Genomic DNA, 18,677 nt, shown 5'->3' on the forward strand with positions numbered 1-18,677 from the left:
TTAAACGTATTTTCAAGTAGGGTTCTTTATGACAATCAAGCAGCAGACTCTTTGCAAATGAGCAAGGTGCCTTTATTAAAGGGTCGGTTTTGTTTGTCTACGTACGTTCGTATTGAGCATTTTATAGCATAAAAGGGAGGTGCAGCTTTTATGCTTACGATCGCATTAAAGGTGGTTTTTTACAAACTATCGAGCATCTTTTGTGCTTTTTCTTTGTCGGAATCGTTACCGTTCTCCAATATTTCTTCTAATGTTTGACGAGCCGACTCTGTGTCTTCCATTTCGAGAGAAGCTTGTGCTAATGAAAACATGGTTTCAATACTCTCACTGGTAGGGTTGCTCTGATCCTGTGGTGTATCTTGATTTTTGATTAGGTCAAAATCAAATTCAAACTCACTCTTTGGTTCTTCGTCGTGGTTAGCTTCTTCAGGCTCAATGTCTTGTTGTATTTCTAAATCAAGGTCAAGGTCATCAGTTTGAATTGGTGCTGCTTGAATTTCAATGTTTTCTTCTGCTGGTGCTAGAAATAGTGGTGAGTCAGGGCAGATGTCCATGCCCATATCAACAATGCTATTCCATGCGTCAGGGTCTGAATCTTTTAGGTCTGATAATGAACTGGCCTGTTCTTCAAAAGCTTCAGCGTTATTGGATGAAAAGTAAACATCAAGCAATTTTAATTTAAGAGCTAGGTTTTCTGGCTCTGATTCTATCGCGCTTTTGATAAGATCTTCTGCTTGTTGGAATCGACCATAAGCAATATAGACATCACACTCTGTTAGAGGATCCGCTTCTTGGGTATGTTCACTGCTGTCGAATTCGCTGGGTATGAATTCGCTTAAAAGAGGCTCTTCTTCGAGTATAGTAGATGAGGTATCAGTATTGCCTGTATCAATAGTTGGTACAACAGCTGGTGTATCAGAAAATAAGTCCTCAGGCTGTGTTTCCTTACGTTGCTTTTTTCGACGTGCTAAAAATAGCCCAAGTAGAACAAGGAACGCGCCGCCGCCATAAAGGGCAAGGGTGTTATTGTTATCCTTGCTATCATTTTTTTCGACAGGTGTGTCAATAGGGGATGGATTTATAGTTGTTGCTGTTGATTCAGCAACGACAGGTTTTGCTGCTTGTAATTGTGCTAGCTGCTCATCTTTTAAAGCTAATAAACGTTGTAGTTTGTCTACTTGTTTTTCTAAATCATTGAGACGTGATTTAACCTCTTTGTTTTCTTCTTCAAGGGTTGTAGCCATCTCAATGGCAATGTTTGCTTGCTCTGTAGAGCTTGTTGAACCTATTGGGGTATCAGTGGTGTTGCCTTCTATAGGTATATTTTTTTCAGTATCTTGTTTCGGTGTTAATAAGGTTAGTTTTGCCTCATCTAGGTTATTTTCAAGTTTTTTTTTAACGTCGGATGTCGCTGCAAGGGCTTGGTCTTTCTGGTCTAGTTTTGCAACGGCCGCTGGCGTACTGGAGACGGTAGTTGATGAAGACCAGAGTGTATTGTGTTTAATATATTCATTGCTGGCTTGTGTAGGGCTGAGGCTTTCTGCCTGTTCAGTGCTTGGAAGTTTAAGCACCGCTCCTTTTTTTAAAGCATTGATATTTTCTTTGTAGAAGGCTTCTGGGTTATTGTCATAAAGGGCCAGCATCATTTGTTGATGAGTGACAGTACGATTATTAGTAATGAGTTTTTTAGCAATACCCCAGATAGTATCGCGACTTTTTGTTGGGCCATATTCACTGGCAGGTGCAGTTTGCACAGTAGTGGTAGGAGGTGTATATGTTGTTACCGATGCATCGTTTACGGGTGTTACTGGTGTAATGCTGGGTGTTTGAGGTAGTTCTAGTGGGTTGGTTCTAACATCAGACATTGTGATGGGGGGATCTAAAAGAATAGTAAATTCTTTTAATGTACGCCCCTGGGGCCATTCAACTTCGAGAATAAAGTTTACGAAAGGTTCTTTTATGGTTGCAGTCGAACGAACATCAACGGTAATTTCACCGTTTTTACCTAGCACAGGGGTGAACTTTAATTGGGTTAGATAGTGTGGCCTATCAATTCCTGCTTTATCAAAAGTCTCTCTTGAAGCAATGCCTATTTTTATATTGCTGGGGTCTTCTTGTTTGGAGCCAACAAGCGGAATCTGCGCTTTTAACAACTGATTTAAGGCAGAATACGTTGTAATTTCCCCGACACCTAATGCGTGGGCACTTGCAGAATTTAACAGGCAAAGTGCGGCAATAGTTTTTGTAGGCTTGTTCATTTTGTTGCTCCTAAACTAACGATAGTCGTCTATCCATAAATTAGTGAAATATATTATTAATATCAACTATAGACTAAAGATAATTTTTTACTAGTACTTCGGCAATTTGTACGCTGTTTAATGCAGCGCCTTTACGAACATTATCTGCAACGACCCAGAGGTTAAGTCCTCTAGGATGAGAGATATCTTCTCTGATGCGACTGACATAAACATCATCATGACCTGCTGATTCGGTAACTGCTGTTGCATAACCACCGTCAATGCGTTCATCAAGAAGTGTAATTCCGTCAAATGAGGACATTAGCTCACGGACTTTTTCGACGCTGATTTTCTCTTTAGTTTCTATGTGCAATGCCTCAGAGTGGCCATAAAAAACAGGTATCCTGACAGCAGTTGGGTTAACTTTGATTGAATCATCGTTAAAAATTTTGTTGGTTTCCCAAACCATTTTCATTTCTTCTTTGGTGTAGCCGTTGTCTTGGAAGACATCAATTTGGGGTAATGCATTAAAGGCTATTTGTTTTGGGTATACTTTGGCCTCAGCATTTTTGCCATTTAATAATTTTGCTGTTTGCCCAGCTAGTTCTTCAATGGCGCTTTTTCCAGTGCCTGAAACGGCTTGGTAAGTGGCAACATTTATACGCTCAATGCCGACCGCATCATAGATGGGTTTTAAAGCAACCAACATTTGAATGGTTGAGCAGTTTGGGTTTGCAATAATGCCTTTATTGGTATGTTGCGCGATGGCCTCTGGGTTTACTTCGGGCACCACGAGTGGAATGTCATCGTCATAGCGGAAATGTGATGTGTTATCAATAACAACACAACCGGCAGCGGCAGCTTTAGGCGCATACTCTGCAGAAACAGAACCGCCTGCTGAAAACAAACCAATTTGAACTTGACTAAAATCAAAGTCGGCGAGGTTGCCGATTTTTACGTTTTTGCCATTAAATTGAACAGTGCCACCAGCAGAGCGACTGCTTGCTAAAGGGTAAATATTTCCAACAGGGAACTTTCTTTCCTCAAGGATAGATAGCATCGTTTCACCAACGGCGCCTGTAGCGCCAACAACAGCAATATCATATGTTTTCATTTAGGTTATTCCTTGCAAAATCATTAAGTTTTAAGTGAAATTATCAGCTTAATCAAAAGTTAAGCTAATGCTTTATTGTTGTATCGCCGAGAATTTGCTCGGCAAACACCTAGTCGTCGAGCACTGCGAATATTTTTGCAGTAATGTCTAGCACACCACCAACACCCTCAATGGTGCTGAATTTAACTGCAGATGTTTCAGCAGCCTTTGAATAGAAGTCAACAAGTGGCGCTGTTTGGGAGTGGTAAGTTGTTAAGCGATCGCGAACAATGTCTTCATGATCGTCGGCACGTTGAATTAATGGCTCACCAGTAATGTCATCAAGTCCCTCTTGTTTAGGCGGGTTATAAGTAAGGTGGTATGTTCTGCCAGAGTCCAAGTGCACGCGCCTTCCAGCCATTCTTCGGACGATTTCTTCGTCATCGACAGCAATTTGTATGACGTGATCAACCTCTATGCCCATGTTTGCAAGGCCAATGGCTTGTGGGATTGTGCGTGGGAAACCATCTAACAAGAAACCTTTTGAACAATCATCTTCTGTTAATCGTTCTTTGATTAAGCCTAAAATAATTTCATCAGAGACAAGGCCGCCGACATCCATAACCTTTTTTGCTTCAATACCTAATGGTGTGCGAGCTTTAACGGCAGCTCGTAACATATCTCCCGTGGAGATTTGAGGAATACCGTACTTCTCAGTGATAAATTGCGATTGTGTCCCCTTACCGGAACCAGGGCCACCCAATAAAATTATGCGCATTAATTGTCCTCAAAACCATTGTTATTTTAATCGCGCAAAATAACATAATACGAGGTTTTAATCCAGTTGTTAGCGCTGTTATAGACGTTAGGTGTGGTGATTTTTAAGCTTCTCAATGGGCAGGTATACCATCATTGATCAGCTCGGTTTTTGATGGGAGAGCGGGAAGGCGGGTATATTTTTTATTTAAATAAAGTAGGTCTATCTGATGTGAGAGGATGAGCAGTACGCGTTTTATAAGGTGAACTGGTCACGTCTTAATTGATGAGGTGCGGATAAACGTAGAAAGGTGGGGGCAGCATAGAGGCCCTTGATAAATAGCCTCTATGCTGTTGTGTTTAGGGCTATTGAGGTTTTTGTGGTGTGATTTCGATTTTTGCTTTTTTTCTTAAATCATTAATGTGTTTTTGAATATGTTCTTGTTCGAGACTAGCCGTAATGCTCGGTTTGACTTGTTCAAACGTTGGCGGCGTCCCATCACGTTTCCCAGTGCGTAAAATGATATGCCAACCAAATTGAGTTTGTACAGCCTGTTTAGTGTATTCATTATCTTTCAAAGAAAGCACGGCTTTCGAGAACTCAGGTACCATTCGTTGCGGAGCAAACCAACCTAAATCCCCACCTTTTGGGCCGCTTGGTCCTGTTGAGTATTCCTTGGCAAGTGTAGCGAATGGAGTACCTTTGTTGAGTTTCTCAATAACTTCTTTCGCCTGCGCTTCTTCTGATACTAAGATATGGCTAGCTTTAAGTTCTGTGACATCCATTTCGTTAATGTTAGCATCATATTCTTCTTTTAGACGCTCTTCAGGAATAGGGTTGTTGTCAAGAAAGTCAATCATAGCGACTTGAGAAAGCATGCTTAAATTAATAAACTTCATGCGTGCCTTAAAGTCAGAAGATTTGTCTAACTTATTCTTATGAGCTTCTTCTTTTAGGAGTTGCATGTTAACGATATCATCAACCAGTTGGTTCATTGGGACATTGTTTTTTGAATCGATTTGACGCCTTTCTAGGGCGTAAAACTGTAAGGTTGATTGTTTGAGTTCTTGTCCATTAACAATAGCGATGGTTGGGTCTTCGTTTGCGAATGCCTGTGGGGCGATAGATGCTAGTAAAATTGAACCAATGATGACTAATTTACCCTTCATTTAAATCTCCTGTTGTCGGTTTTTCTTCTGGTGTAAAGGCTTTAATGCTAAGTGCATGAATGTCGCTTTTCATCATGTCACCTAATGCTCGATAAATAAGCTGGTGACGTTGAATTCTTGATTTATTTTCAAATTTATTAGAAACAATGGTCAGGTAAAAATGCCCACCACCTGATTTAGCACCTTCATGCCCTGCATGAGATTGGCTATCATCTAATACTTGAATGAACTCGGGCTGAATAGCCTTATTTAAAGTGTCTTTTATTATATCTGTACGGTTTGTCATTTTATCTGTAGAAAAATTCCTAGTTATGGTTATCTGGTTGGTTTATAGGGTCTTCGATGTGCTTGGTAAGGTAAATGCCTTGAGCCACAATAAACATTATTGTTAACCCAAGCATTCCAAACAATTTGAAATCTACCCAAGTATCTGTGTCGAAATTGTACATAACATACAGGTTTAAAAGCCCTTGTACTACAAAGAAAAGAGCCCAAATGCCATTTAGTTTTGTCCAAATTTTGTCAGAAAGTGTTAATCCACCGCTCATCATGCGTTTAACAAGAGGGGTGTTACCAATAAAGTGCGTGGAAATGCAAGCAAAGGCAAAAAGCCAATTGATCACTGTGGGTTTCCATTTAATGAAGGTTTCATTTTGTAGGTAGAGTGTTGCGCCACCAAAAAGAAGCATAAGGCAGAAAGTCATTATATGTGTTGAATCGACTCGTTTATTTTTAAGCCAAAATGAAGCAACCTGAAGGCCAGACGCAATAATTGCGACAACTGTTGCAGCGTATATGCCTTGCCATTTGTAGACAATAAAAAATAGTAATATTGGAAAAAAATCAGTCAGAAGTTTCATGGTATAGGAGGTGTATATTTAAACAGAAAAGTCTACGCCTAATTGACTGTGGAGTTCATCGCGTAGAGTTTGGCTTTCTAGAGCCTGATGATCAAGGTATGACTGGATTGATTTTTGGTTTTTGTAGTCTAGGTTGTCAATATGAATATTGGCTTTTTGACTGTCATTTAGCGTTTCAATTTTTTGGATTATTTCAGCGCGTTCAATGTTTTTAGTTGTTAACGGGTTGTTTTTCTCCTGACTTGCTATGTGCTTTTCATTTAAATCTTCCTGTGTGCCAGTCGGTTTGTTGGCAGCCTTTTTAGGATTGGGTATTAGGCTAACACCGGTTAAATTTGCTTGAATGTTCATGAGGGATAATTGCTACAATATACTTAATTTAAGTTGCTGGCTTGGTAACGACTTGAATATCTTCAAATTAACAATTTAACACAATTATTGATATTTCACTATGAGCCCTTTAGAACGCTATGAACTTGATCTGGCGCAAAAAAGTTTTATTAAAGATGATGCACAGAAAGTCATTATTCAGTGTTTAAATGATTTGTATAAAGAGCTGCTCAATACACCCTCCCAGCTAACTGAAAAGAAAGGTTTTTTTTCTATATTTAAGGCCAAATCAGAACCTCTTTTATTGGCGCCCAAAGGGCTCTACTTATGGGGAGGTGTAGGGCAGGGCAAAACCTATCTTATGGATATCTTTTACGATTCTTTACCATTTAAAGAAAAACAGCGAACACATTTTCATCGGTTTATGCAAAAAGTTCATCAACAACTCGGTGAGATAAAAAATGTTGAAGATCCACTACAAAAGGTGGCCGATGGAATATCACAACGTTGTCGGGTGTTGTGTTTTGATGAGTTTTTTGTTTCCGATATTACCGACGCAATGCTGTTAGGCCGCTTGTTTGAGGCTTTATTTAAGCGTGGTATCTGTTTAGTTGCAACGTCTAATATCGAGCCGGATGGTTTATATAAGGATGGACTACAACGGGCAAGGTTTTTACCCGCTATCGAGGCATTGAAGGCCAACTGTAAGGTTAGAAAATTAGACAGTGGAACAGATTACCGATTGCGAGAATTAGAACAGGCGGAAATCTATCATTCTCCCTTGGATGATCAAACAGACAAGGTATTAAATGAGTTGTTTGAACACTTAACCGTTGCAGATGTTGAACCTGAGTCAGCACTTGAAATAGAGGGGCGGATTATTGATGTAAAGCATTGCTCAGAAGGGGTTGTATGGTTTGATTATCAAGTCATTTGTGATATTCCACGTGGTTCAGCTGACTACATTGAAATTTCGCGCTGTTTTCACACCGTATTGATATCAGACGTTGTGGTAATGAATGATATGAGTAATGACCATGCGAACCGTTTTGTTAATTTAGTCGATGAGTTATATGCCCATAATGTTAAATTAATTATGTCAGCACAAGTGTCTGCTGAGAAGTTGTATCAAGGTAAAAAGCTGGCTTTTCAATTTGAACGTACAGTCAGTCGTTTGCTTGAAATGCAATCACATGAATATTTAGAAAGGCCCCACTTACCCTAAAAAGGAGAATAATGATGGATAAACAAACACAATTAGAAATTGAAGCCGCCACTTTTAGGCGTATTCTTAAACACTTTCAAACGAAGACAGATGTGCAAAATATTGATTTGATGAATTTGGCAGACTTTTGCCGAAATTGTTTTTCTAAATGGTATATGGCTGAAGCGAAAGAACGAGATGTTGATATTGATTATGAAGCGGCTAGAGAGGTTGTGTATGGCATGACGTTTGCCGAATGGAAAGAGAAATATCAATTACCAGCAACACCTGAACAATTAGCGGAATTTGAAGCCGGTGAGGCAAGACGTAAAGGAGGTTAGAGCTAACCTCCTTTCATGCTGCCCCGGTGTCACCTAGGTTAGTGTTTTTTGGGTGACAAAACCGTTGATGACTAAGAGCCTATTGATATTAAAAGCTAGGTCATCGTCACTAATTCTTCCGCATTTGTTGGGTGAATGGCAACGGTATCGTCAAAGTCCTTTTTGGTTGCGCCCATTTTGATAGCAACAGCAAAACCTTGAAGAATTTCATCAGAGCTTTCACCGAACAGGTGACAACCGACCACTTTTTCTTCTTTTCCTGTGGTTACCAGTTTCATAGTGGTGGGCTGTTTATCAACTGATAGCGCCTGTGTCATAGGGTTAAAGGTGGAGGTGTAGGTTTTTACGTTATCGCCAAATTGCTCGATGGCTTGCTCTTGTGTGAGGCCAATTGTTCCGATCGGCGGGTGTGAAAAGATGACGCTAGGAATCAGGTTGTAATCTAATTTACGCTCGTGCTGACCGTTAAATAATCGGTCGCAAAGGCGGCGTGCTGCTGCAATAGCGACGGGTGTTAAGGCAGCTCGCCCAGTCACATCGCCGACGGCAAAAATATGCTCTTGAGATGTTTTTTGCCACTCATCGGTGGTGATAAAGCCACGTTTATCAAGTTCAATACCTGCCTTTTCAATAGATAATGAATCGGTGTTTGGTTCACGTCCAATTGCCCAAATAACTTCATCGTATTCGCCGTCAACGACGCCAGTAGTGGTGTTGATGGTTAATTTTCCTTCTGGGCTTTTATCAATAGACGTTTGTGTGGTTTGAGTTTCAACTTGAATACCTTGGTGTTGCATGGCTTTCATTAACTCAGTACCTAACATACTATCGAATGATCGAAGAGCGTGGTCACCCCGTATAATAAGTGTTACTTGAGTGCCTAAGGCTTGGAAGACACCTGCGAGTTCAACGGCAATAAACCCTGCACCAATGATGGCCACTTTGCTAGGCTGTTTTTCAAGTTCAAAAAAACCATCCGATGTAATACCGTATTGCGCACCAGGAATATTGGGGACAGCCGGTTTACCCCCGGTGGCGATGAGGAAACGTTTAGCCGTATATTGTTTGTCACCAACCTGAATAGTGTGACTATCAATAAACGATGCGGTTCCTTCAATATGTTCGACGTTATTGTTATGTAAATTATTGCCATAAATTCCATTGAGGCGTTTGATGTAGGCGTCTCGATTTTGCTTTAGCAAGTGCCAGTTAAAGGAATTGAGTGAAGCGTCAAAACCATAATCGCTAGCCGAGTGAATAATGTCTGCTGTCGAGGCGGCAAACCACATTACCTTTTTAGGAACGCAGCCAACATTAACGCAGGTTCCACCGAGCCTAGCTTGCTCAACAACTGCACATTTAGCACCGTAAGAAGCTGCTCGATTCGCACCAGCGATACCACCGCTACCACCACCAATAGATATTAAATCAAAGTCATAGTTCATATAAATCAGCCAGTTATGTTTTGTAGTTAAAGTAAAATATTTTCTAGTATTTTAGAGTAGGTCAGTGATAATGTGTCTAAATCGTCAATACGGACGCATTCATTAACCTTATGGATTGTTTCGTTAATGGGGCCTAGCTCAATGAGCTGGGCACCACTTGGGGCAATAAAGCGACCATCAGATGTGCCGCCGCCAGTCGATAAAACAGGTGTGCTGCCGGTTAGTTCATAAATGGCTTGTTCAACAGCGTTGGTTAATGTTCCCTTCTCGGTCAGAAATGGTAAACCCGACACCTGCCAACTAAGCTCATAATTATCTGAATTTTGGTCCACTATGTAAGTGATACGCCGTTTAATGTCTTCGGGTGTTAATTCGCTCGAGAAACGTAGATTGAACACTAAATTAAGTTGCCCAGGAACAACATTTTCAACACCGGTTCCAGCATTAATATTGGAGATTTGAAAGCTAGTCGGGGGGAAATATTCATTACCCTCATCCCATTTTTCTGCCGTTATTGTTGACAAAATAGGGGCTAGGGCATGGATAGGGTTATCAACTAATTCGGGGTAGGCAACATGGCCTTGTTTACCAAATAAGGTTAAATAACCATTGATCGAACCGCGTCGACCAACGCGTACCATATCACCAAAACGTTTATGGCTCGACGGTTCACCAACGATACAAAAATCGATTTTTTCTTTGCGCTGGTTCAGTGTGTCAATGACTTTAACAGTACCATCATGGGCGGGGCCTTCTTCATCGCTAGTGATTAAGAACGAAATAGAGCCGTTGTGAGTGCTATGTTCGGTAATAAAACGATCACAAGCAGTCATCATTGCCGCTAAACTGCCTTTCATGTCAGCGGCACCACGGGCATAGACCAAGCCATCTTTGATGGTAGGTTCAAAAGGTGGAGTGCTCCATTCTTCTAGTGGACCCGTGGGTACCACATCGGTATGACCTGCAAAACAAAATAACGGCGCTTCGCTGCCTTTTCTTGCCCACATATTGCGTGTTTCGCCGAAGTTCATCCACTCTATTTTGAAGCCACGTTCTTGCAGGTACTCTGCCATCAAGTCCATGCAGCCTGCATCGTTAGGCGTAAGTGATTGCTTTTTAAGTAAGGCAAGGGTGAGGTTTAATGTATCACTCATGTAGACAATAGTTGTTGGTATTGATCAGCGGAAAAGCCAAGTTCTAGGGTTTTGCCGGTATCTAAGATAGGACGTTTAATGATCGCGGGGTTTTCTAACATGATGCTAATGGCCTTTTCCCTATCGATTGATGATTTTACCTCATCATCAAGTTTGCGCCATGTTGTACCTCGTTTGTTAATCATCGCTTGCCAACCAAGGCGGCCTTCGAGAGCGCTTAAAAGAGCTTCGTTTAGGCCATCTTGCCGGTAATCGTGAAACGTAAACTCGATCCCATTATCAGTCAGCCATTTTTTGGCTTTTTTAATGGTGTCACAGTTTTTAATACCATACATAACGATGGGCATATTAATCCCTTAATAAATCGTTTAAACCAGTTTTACTGCGAGTTTTTTCATCCACCGTTTTGATAATAATGGCCGCATATAAGCTATGTGTACCGTCTTTTGATGGTAAATTGCCCGGTACAACCACAGAGTAAGGAGGAATACGGCCATACATAATTTCGCCTGTTTCACGGTTGTAAATTTTTGTACTTTGGCCGATGTAAACACCCATTGAAATCACGGAACCTTCGCCAACAATAACGCCTTCAACAATCTCAGAGCGTGCGCCAATGAAACAATTATCTTCAATGATGGTAGGGCCTGCTTGTAATGGTTCTAGAACACCACCAATACCAACACCGCCCGATAAATGAACATTTTTACCGATTTGTGCACATGAGCCAACTGTTGCCCAGCCATCAACCATCGAACCGCTATCTACATAGGCGCCAATATTAACGAAAGAGGGCATGAGGACAACATTAGGTGCAATGTATGAACCTGCACGAACCACTGAACCTGGTACAGCACGCATACCGCCATTTTTAAAATCTTCTTCAGTGTAGTTAGCAAATTTAGTCTCTACTTTATCGTAGAAGCGGTTTTCATCACGGTCCATGACGCGGTTGTCGTTGATCTTGAACGATAATAAAACAGCTTTTTTTAACCACTGATTGACCACCCAGTCGCCGTCTTTTTTTTCTGCAACACGACCTTCGCCACTGTCTAGCATAGCAAGTGCTTGTTCAACGGCACTGCGAATTTCTGAGGAGACTGATTTTGAATCAAAGTCAGCGCGGTTTTCAAAAGCTTCATTGATAATGTTTTCAAGGTTTTGCATGTGTTAATCCTATAATTTAATGATAGTTTAAAGAGTTTGTATAAATTGTTTAATTCGGTATGCGGCGTCTAAACATTCGCCCACTGGTGCTACCAGCGCCATACGAATATGATTTAAACCAGGATTGCCGTCGTTTGTATTGCGGGCTAGAAACTGCCCAGGTAACACGGTGATATGTTGTTTTTCGAACAGTTGCTGTGCAAAGTCGATATCAGAAATAGGTGTTTTTGCCCATAAATAAAAGCCCGCGTCGGGTGCTTTTACATCCAAGCTATCGTCAATTATAGACAGCACATCTTTGAATTTTTGAGCATAAAGAATGCGGTTTTCATTAACATGTTCTTCGTGTCCCCAAGCGGCAATACTGGCATGTTGGGTCGGCGTTGGCATGGTGCAGCCGTGATAAGTACGGTAATTAAAATAGCTTTTTAGAACCTTAGCATCGCCAGCAATAAACCCTGATCGCAAACCCGGCGCGTTTGAGCGCTTGGACAGGCTATGAAAAACAACACAACGTGAAAAATCTGTGTTGCCCATGTTCTGGCTGACCTCTAATAAACCTAATGGTTTATTGTGTTCAGTGGTGTATATCTCTGAATAACATTCATCCGCCGCAATGATGAAGTCATAACGGTGTGCTAGTTCAATAAGTTGTCTTAGTTGTGCCTCGGTATGGTTTGCACCACTGGGGTTGCCAGGGTTACATATATAAAGTAGTTGGCAGTTTTTCCATGTTTTTGTGCTTACTTTGTCGTAATCGGGCAGGTAATTGTTTTCTTGATCACAATTGATGAAGAATGGTTTTGCACCGGCTAATAAAGTTGCCCCTTCGTATATTTGATAAAAGGGGTTTGGCATGGCAACGATGGCCTCATCACTTCGTTGGACAACGCATTGTGCGAATGAGAAGAGGGCTTCTCGTGTGCCACTAACCGGTAAAATATGTGTGTTTGGGTCAAGCGCGTTAGGGTTTATATCAAAACGTTGAGAAAGCCATGCGGCAATGCTTTGACGTAATTCGTCTAGCCCTTTTGTGGTTGGGTATTGGCCAAGGGTATGTAAGTGTTTTAGCAACGCATCGGTAATTATTTGAGGCGTAGGGTGCTTGGGTTCGCCGACAGATAAAGCGATATGCTCTAACTGATTGGGTGGTGTAATACCGTGCTTGAGTTTAGCGAGTTTCTCAAATGGGTACGGTTGAAGAGAAGCTAAATCTGGGTTCATAACGAAAGGATATTTTTTGTAGCGTGGTAGTATAGGTGATTAGCGTTTAGGATAAAACGCTCCAAGCTAACAATAATAGCAAATCTGATGGCTGATACAGTACTGCAAATTTTTGCGAAGGCACCTATAGACGGTTTTGTAAAAACGCGCTTGATACCCGAACTAGGTGTGAAGGCAGCAACTGATGTATATATAATGTTATTAAGCAGTGTTGTTGAGTTAGCTGCTAGCAGTAATTACAGCGTCCAACTATGGTGTGCGCCTGATTTACAACATGACTTTTTTCAGCAGGTTGCTAAGAAATATAAATTTGCCCTACGCAAACAACGCGGCGCTAATCTGGGTGATAAGATGAAGTATGCTCTTGAGCAAGGGCTTCACGAGGCAAATAGGGTTGTGTTGATTGGTGCCGATTGCCCAGTTTTTACTCTCAATTATTTAATGGAAGCCTTTCAGTTGCTGACAGACTCGAAGGTGGTTTTGGGGCCGGCAGAAGATGGTGGTTTTGTATTAATTGGTTGCACCAAGGTGCGCGACAATATGTTTAGTCAGGTTGATTGGGGTGAAGCAACGGTACTAAGCCAGACCTTGAAGGCATTGACAGGTGCAAAACTAACATATAGCTTGTTGCCGATGCTTTGGGATGTTGATACGTTAAGCGATTTAAAGCGATGGCAGGCTAGTTAATGGGGCTGTTGAAGGTCTTCTATGAAAGCTTTTAAGAAGCGCGTGGCTTCACCACCTGTAACGACCCTATGATCAACGGTGATGGCCAGTGGTAAGATATTTCTAATCAGCATTTTTCCCTCTATTACAACAACTTCTTCGCGAGCTTTACCTGAGCCAACAATCGCAACGGTGGGCGGCAATACAACGGGCATTGCGTAGCGCCCTGCAATACTGCCGTAATTTGACAAGGTGATGGTGTAGCCTCGTAATTCATCAGCTGAAAAACTTCGTTGTTCAATTTTACTTTTTAAAGTTGCCAGTTTTTGTTTAATACCGTCTAGATTTTCTTTTTCAATATCGCGTAAAACAGCAACGAATAAACCCTGTGGTGCATCAACTGCTAAACCGAGATGAATGGAGCTTAATAGGCGTCTACCAAGAGCATGTGAGTCAAACCAAGCATTTAAAGCTGGTTCTGTCTGGCAAGCTGCAACAAGGGCACGAATTAACCTGGGGGTGATATCGGCGGTGTTTTTGATCAGGCTGATATCGGCATCATCAACTACCGTAGCAGGCGCTACTTCAGCATGTGATTGGCTCATGTTCCTAGCCATTGCTTTACGTACGCCTCGTAAAGGTTCCATTGGGCCGACAGCAGATAGAATTCTTGCAACACGCCGAACGTCATCCGATTGTATCAAGCCGTCGTGGCCACTTGGCGTGACCATCGATAGATCAACTCCCAAGCGGTGAGCAAGTGCTCTAACAGCAGGCGTGGCTTTGGCATTAAAGCGTATGCTTTTGTTGCTGCTCGATTTATCGTCTATTAAAACATCGCTGGTTTCCATTTCGCCGACAACTGTTCCGCTATCGTGCTCTGTATCACCTTCAAATTCTACAAGTGGGTCACCCGTTTTTATCACCTCATTAATATCACCATATAAATGGCTAACAGTACCTGAGACAGGTGACGGTATATCAATAATAGCCTTAGCGGTTTCAACAGAGACTAGTGGAGCGTTTATGGAGATGCTATCGCCAACTTTAACATGCCATTCTACGATTTCTGCATCTGGAAGGCCCTCGCCTAAGTCGGGTAAATGAAATATATTCATCGGTACTCCATTATCTGTATTGCTGAGTTTATGATGCGTTGAGCACTGGGCATATAATAATGCTCATTTTTGAGCATCGGCATAACGGTGTCGTAACCAGTGACCCGCTGAACGGGAGCGAGTAAAGAAGTAATGCTTTTTTCAGCTAATTGGGCGGCTATTTCAGCACCAACACCGCCTGTTTTAGCGGCTTCGTGAATAATAATGCAGCGGCCTGTTTTATTAACAGAATCGATTATGCTACTAATATCGAGCGGTTTAATGGTCGCAACATCGATAACTTCTGCATCGATACCCTGTTGTGTTAATTGCTCTGCCGCAGCAAGGGTTTCTTTAAGCATGGCGCCCCAACTGATAAGTGTAAGGTCAATACCTTCACGGAGCACAAAACAAGTGTCTAAAGGTAAGGGTTGGCCGTTATCTTTAATAGCTTGCTTTCCATCACGATAAATACGCTTTGGTTCTAAAAATAAAACGGGGTCGGGGTCTTGTATGGCAGCAATTAATAGGCCGTATGCACGGGCTGGCGAGGAGGGAATAACCACACGTAAGCCTGGAATATGGGCGAAAAGAGCTTCGGTGCTTTCACAATGGTGTTCAGGTGCGTGTATGCCGCCGCCAAAGGGTGCTCGAATAACCATCGGGCAACTTAAGCGGCCTCTCGTTCTGTTACGTAGGCGAGCAGCGTGGTTAAGAATTTGATCAATGGCGGAATAGATAAACCCCATGAACTGAATTTCAACAATTGGAATTAAGCCTTGGCTGGCCATACCAATAGACATGCCAACGATGGCTGACTCGGCTAGGGGTGTATCAAAAACGCGTTTGCTCCCAAATTCTTTTTGCAGCTTATCTGTGGCGCGAAAAACACCGCCATTGGCTCCAATATCCTCACCTAATACAACAATGTTGTCATTAACTCGCATTTGATTAGCCATTGCGCGGTTGACCGCATCAATCATCGTCCACTCATTCATGATGATTAAGCGCCAAGAGAAAGCGTTGTTTTTGTTCGGCCAGATCGGCAGGAATTTTTTCGTACATATGATCAAAAAACTCCCCGGCGGGTTGAGCAGGGAGCTGTTTGTAATTAGCGACTGCTATGTTGATCTGCTTTTGTGCTGCGGCATATAATTGTTGGTCTTCATCTGTTGTCCATGAATGCTGCTCAGTTAGGTAGTTTTTAAAACGAATTAGGGGTTCTTTGTGTTGAGCTTCTTCGAATAATGCAGGGTTTATATAACGTGTCGCGTCATCTGCCGTTGTATGATCGCAAATTCGATACGTGATGGCTTCAATGAAAAAAGGTCGCTGATTAGTTCGTATTTTTTCCAGCGCGTTTTCGATGCTAATTAACATGCCGAGCACGTCATTACCATCAACACGTATTGCATCAATTCCAACTGCAAGTGCTTTATGAGCTAGCGTTTTTGAAGCGGTTTGTTGAGCTAAGGGCACGGAGATGGCCCATTGGTTGTTATTAACAATAAATAGTGTTGGAAGCGACATGGCGCCAGCGATGTTTAATGACTCATAAAAATCACCTTTAGAAGTGGCGCCATCTCCGCAAGTTACAACCGCCACCTTTGAAGTGGATTTGTACTTTAGGGCAAAGGCAATCCCTATTGCATGACAAAGTTGAGTGGCGATTGGTACACAGAGGGGGAAGTCGTGAGCTTGATGTTTGAAATGGCTGCCCCTTTCGTCGCCGCCCCAATATTGCAAAATTTCTTCAAGCTGTACACCTCGTTGAATTTGTGCGCAGATATCACGGTAATAGGGGATAAAGACATCATCCTTAAGCATCGCTTTGCCAATAGCGGTTCCTATTGCTTCTTGCCCTCTATTCGAGGCATAGGTGCCGATGATTCCAACCCGCTGTAGATTGATGATCGTTTCATCAAAAAGTCTTGATGTAACGAGTGTGCGGTAGAGCTGAGTTAGCGTTTCGCGGTTTTGAAGTGGCGTTGGAAGAGGTTGTAATAACGCTCCGTGTTCATCAAGATAGCTTAGGTATTCAATGTTGGTTCCATTGTTTTCACTCATCTAAAATGTATCCCTACAATGATGTAGATAAAAGGTTAGTCTATATTTAATGATAAAAGTTCAGTCTTTATGAGCATCAGGCACCCAGAATAATAACTGTTTTTTATAGCCAGCCAGTTATAATATCTAGCCAATAAAAAGTTTATCGTTATTAATAATGAATGCTGTCAATTCTGCATCGCACATCGTACAGATTAAAAAAATCTCCAAGTTTTATAATAATAAACAGGTGGTTAATGAACTAGATTTAAATATTGAAGCGGGTTGTTTTTGTGGAATATTGGGTCCAAATGGCGCAGGTAAAACGACGACGTTAAGGATGTTGGTTGGTCACTGTCCGATAGATACCGGAGAACTCTCAATTTTAGGGTTGCCGATGCCTGCAAACGCATCGCTTATCAGGGAATCTGTCGGTGTTGTACCTCAAATGGATAATTTGGACCCTGATTTTACCGTTGAAGAAAATTTATACGTTTATGGACGTTTTTTTGGTATCGACGAAAAAACATTAAAAGAACGAACAAAAGAGCTTCTTGCATTTGCATCGTTAGAAGATAAAGCGGCCTGTAAAATATCAGCTTTATCTGGAGGCATGAGACGGCGTCTATCATTGGCAAGGGCTTTGATTAATAAGCCTAAATTATTGATTCTGGATGAACCAACGACTGGGCTAGACCCACAAGCACGCCAAGCTATTTGGCAAAAGCTTCGCGAGTTAAAAAAACAGGGGCTTACTCTAATTTTAACGACGCACTATATGGAAGAGGCTGAGCGCTTATGTGATCGGGTTATTGTGATGGACTACGGCGAGGTGATGGCCGATTCGCCACCTAAGGAGTTGATTAAGGATGAAATTGAATCACATGTTCTTGAAGTTCATGCAGCTTCGGACGATTTAATATCGGTGCTAAAGCAGGATAAAACGCTCGCTCGGTTTGAGAAATCAGGGGATATTTGCTTTTTTTATGGCGAGAAAATGAACCATGCTTTGGCTGTGTTAGAGCAAGGGACGCATGATGATTATCTGTTTCGTCCCGCGAATTTAGAAGATGTTTTTATCAAGTTAACTGGGCGAGATTTGCGTGAATAAACTAGCTAAACTGAAACTATTTTTATCCAGAAGTCGGTCAATTTGGTCGCGAAATATTCGCGTTTGGGGGAAGCTTGCTGGGCCTTCATTGCTGGGTAACTTTGGTGAGCCTTTGTTATATTTAATCGTATTGGGTTATGGCTTGGGCCGATTTGTGGGCGAGGTTGAGGGAATGCCCTATATGGCTTTTTTGGCCTCAGGGGTTGTCTGCACTAGCGCGTTGAATTCGGCAAGTTTTGAAGGCATGTATTCCGCCTATACTCGAATGGAAGTGCAGCAAACATGGTTAGGCATGCTGACGACACCGGTGAATGTCGGCGAGGTAGTTTTTGGTGAAATACTCTGGGGGGCGACTAAAAGTTTTATCAGTGTCAGTGCTATATTAATTGTCGCTGCCTTCTTGGGGTTGGTGGAAAATGGCTGGGCGTTATTAGTGTTGCCCGTTGCTTTTCTAACGGGGCTGTGTTTTTCATCATTGGCGTTGTTAATGACATCAAGCGCCAAAAGTTATGATTTTTTTCTTTATTACACGACGCTATTTATTACCCCAATGGTTTTAGTTAGTGGCGTCTTTTTCCCTATAGATACCTTGCCGCAAATGGTTCAGTGGATTGCTACCGTGTTACCTTTGTATCACGCTATTTCCTTGGTGCGCCCGTTAATGACAGGTGGAGAAGTGTCATTGGTGCTGCTGCATGTATTGGTCTTGTTGGTATTTAGTATAACGGCGGGTAGTATAGCCGCCTATAGGGTAAAGAAAAGGCTCATTAAATGAG

General features: G+C 41.9%; 20 protein-coding genes. 5 read left to right on the forward strand and 15 right to left on the reverse strand.

Annotated features, from left to right (window positions below; all coding sequences use genetic code 11):
* Positions 1-179 precede the first annotated feature (179 nt).
* The 7 genes from CPC19_RS05830 to CPC19_RS05860 form a co-directional block, all read right to left on the reverse strand.
* Complete coding sequence (locus tag CPC19_RS05830; protein ID WP_016390087.1) at positions 180-2,258, reverse strand: FimV family protein; 2,079 nt, start codon at positions 2,256-2,258, stop codon at positions 180-182.
* A 73-nt stretch (positions 2,259-2,331) separates the two neighbouring features.
* A complete protein-coding gene (locus CPC19_RS05835; protein WP_015006202.1) occupies positions 2,332-3,351 on the reverse strand; it encodes an aspartate-semialdehyde dehydrogenase in 1,020 nt (339 codons plus the stop codon).
* A gap of 109 nt (positions 3,352-3,460) precedes the next feature.
* Entirely contained in the window at positions 3,461-4,108 is a 648-nt protein-coding gene (gene adk, locus CPC19_RS05840; protein ID WP_016390088.1) for an adenylate kinase, read from the reverse strand.
* 344 nt (positions 4,109-4,452) lie between these two features.
* The gene (locus CPC19_RS05845; RefSeq protein ID WP_015006200.1) at positions 4,453-5,256 is read right to left on the reverse strand and encodes a peptidylprolyl isomerase; all 804 of its coding nucleotides are present in this window, start codon (positions 5,254-5,256) and stop codon (positions 4,453-4,455) included.
* Positions 5,246-5,542: a BolA family transcriptional regulator gene (locus CPC19_RS05850; protein ID WP_015006199.1), complete on the reverse strand. Its 297-nt coding sequence runs from the start codon at positions 5,540-5,542 to the stop codon at positions 5,246-5,248. Before CPC19_RS05850 ends, CPC19_RS05845 begins: the two co-directional genes overlap by 11 nt.
* Before the next feature lie 19 nt (positions 5,543-5,561).
* The gene (locus tag CPC19_RS05855) at positions 5,562-6,116 is read right to left on the reverse strand and encodes a septation protein A (RefSeq protein WP_015006198.1); all 555 of its coding nucleotides are present in this window, start codon (positions 6,114-6,116) and stop codon (positions 5,562-5,564) included.
* 18 nt (positions 6,117-6,134) lie between these two features.
* On the reverse strand, positions 6,135-6,467 hold the full coding sequence (locus CPC19_RS05860; protein ID WP_016390089.1) for a hypothetical protein: 333 nt from the start codon (positions 6,465-6,467) through the stop codon (positions 6,135-6,137).
* Between the two features lie 100 nt (positions 6,468-6,567).
* Here CPC19_RS05860 and zapE point away from each other — a divergent pair, with 100 nt between their 5' ends.
* Positions 6,568-7,671, forward strand: coding sequence for a cell division protein ZapE (gene zapE / locus CPC19_RS05865; protein WP_016390090.1), 1,104 nt, complete (start codon positions 6,568-6,570; stop codon positions 7,669-7,671).
* Between the two features lie 11 nt (positions 7,672-7,682).
* Positions 7,683-7,991 (forward strand): DUF1244 domain-containing protein, encoded by a 309-nt coding sequence (locus CPC19_RS05870; RefSeq protein ID WP_015006195.1) that lies wholly within the window; start codon positions 7,683-7,685, stop codon positions 7,989-7,991.
* Positions 7,992-8,086: 95 nt separating this feature from the next.
* On the opposite strand, the gene gorA is transcribed toward CPC19_RS05870, so the two are convergent.
* From gorA to dapC, 5 genes are read right to left on the reverse strand one after another with little or no spacing between them, the layout of a single operon-like run.
* On the reverse strand, positions 8,087-9,436 hold the full coding sequence (gorA, locus tag CPC19_RS05875) for a glutathione-disulfide reductase (protein WP_016390092.1): 1,350 nt from the start codon (positions 9,434-9,436) through the stop codon (positions 8,087-8,089).
* A gap of 26 nt (positions 9,437-9,462) precedes the next feature.
* The gene (gene dapE / locus CPC19_RS05880) at positions 9,463-10,590 is read right to left on the reverse strand and encodes a succinyl-diaminopimelate desuccinylase (RefSeq protein ID WP_016390093.1); all 1,128 of its coding nucleotides are present in this window, start codon (positions 10,588-10,590) and stop codon (positions 9,463-9,465) included.
* Positions 10,587-10,937 carry an ArsC family reductase gene (locus CPC19_RS05885; RefSeq protein ID WP_016390094.1) on the reverse strand — a complete coding sequence of 117 codons (351 nt, stop codon included), beginning with the start codon at positions 10,935-10,937 and terminating at the stop codon, positions 10,587-10,589. The genes dapE and CPC19_RS05885 overlap by 4 nt, the downstream gene beginning before the upstream one ends.
* A 1-nt stretch (position 10,938) precedes the next feature.
* Positions 10,939-11,757 carry a 2,3,4,5-tetrahydropyridine-2,6-dicarboxylate N-succinyltransferase gene (gene dapD / locus CPC19_RS05890; RefSeq protein ID WP_016390095.1) on the reverse strand — a complete coding sequence of 273 codons (819 nt, stop codon included), beginning with the start codon at positions 11,755-11,757 and terminating at the stop codon, positions 10,939-10,941.
* 27 nt (positions 11,758-11,784) lie between these two features.
* Positions 11,785-12,981 (reverse strand): succinyldiaminopimelate transaminase, encoded by a 1,197-nt coding sequence (gene dapC / locus CPC19_RS05895; RefSeq protein ID WP_016390096.1) that lies wholly within the window; start codon positions 12,979-12,981, stop codon positions 11,785-11,787.
* Between the two features lie 87 nt (positions 12,982-13,068).
* Between dapC and CPC19_RS05900 the strand changes: the two genes are divergently transcribed.
* On the forward strand, positions 13,069-13,668 hold the full coding sequence (locus tag CPC19_RS05900) for a TIGR04282 family arsenosugar biosynthesis glycosyltransferase (protein ID WP_016390097.1): 600 nt from the start codon (positions 13,069-13,071) through the stop codon (positions 13,666-13,668).
* Here the strand turns inward: CPC19_RS05900 and CPC19_RS05905 are convergent.
* The 3 genes from CPC19_RS05905 to pdhA are packed head-to-tail and all read right to left on the reverse strand — an operon-like array spanning position 13,665 to position 16,811.
* Positions 13,665-14,765 (reverse strand): dihydrolipoamide acetyltransferase family protein, encoded by a 1,101-nt coding sequence (locus CPC19_RS05905; protein ID WP_016390098.1) that lies wholly within the window; start codon positions 14,763-14,765, stop codon positions 13,665-13,667. The two genes, CPC19_RS05900 and CPC19_RS05905, sit on opposite strands and share 4 nt — an antisense overlap.
* Positions 14,762-15,742, reverse strand: coding sequence for an alpha-ketoacid dehydrogenase subunit beta (locus CPC19_RS05910; protein WP_016390099.1), 981 nt, complete (start codon positions 15,740-15,742; stop codon positions 14,762-14,764). The genes CPC19_RS05905 and CPC19_RS05910 overlap by 4 nt, the downstream gene beginning before the upstream one ends.
* Positions 15,735-16,811: a pyruvate dehydrogenase (acetyl-transferring) E1 component subunit alpha gene (gene pdhA, locus CPC19_RS05915; protein WP_016390100.1), complete on the reverse strand. Its 1,077-nt coding sequence runs from the start codon at positions 16,809-16,811 to the stop codon at positions 15,735-15,737. Before pdhA ends, CPC19_RS05910 begins: the two co-directional genes overlap by 8 nt.
* Positions 16,812-16,968: 157 nt before the next feature.
* Between pdhA and CPC19_RS05920 the strand changes: the two genes are divergently transcribed.
* Together CPC19_RS05920 and CPC19_RS05925 are read left to right on the forward strand one after the other, a co-directional pair.
* Positions 16,969-17,901: an ATP-binding cassette domain-containing protein gene (locus CPC19_RS05920; protein WP_015006187.1), complete on the forward strand. Its 933-nt coding sequence runs from the start codon at positions 16,969-16,971 to the stop codon at positions 17,899-17,901.
* Positions 17,894-18,676, forward strand: a complete 783-nt coding sequence (locus CPC19_RS05925) for an ABC transporter permease (RefSeq protein ID WP_016390101.1) — start codon at positions 17,894-17,896, stop codon at positions 18,674-18,676. Before CPC19_RS05920 ends, CPC19_RS05925 begins: the two co-directional genes overlap by 8 nt.
* Position 18,677: the final 1 nt, after the last annotated feature.

This window comes from Cycloclasticus sp. PY97N, assembly GCF_002443175.1.
GTDB lineage: Bacteria > Pseudomonadota > Gammaproteobacteria > Methylococcales > Cycloclasticaceae > Cycloclasticus > Cycloclasticus pugetii.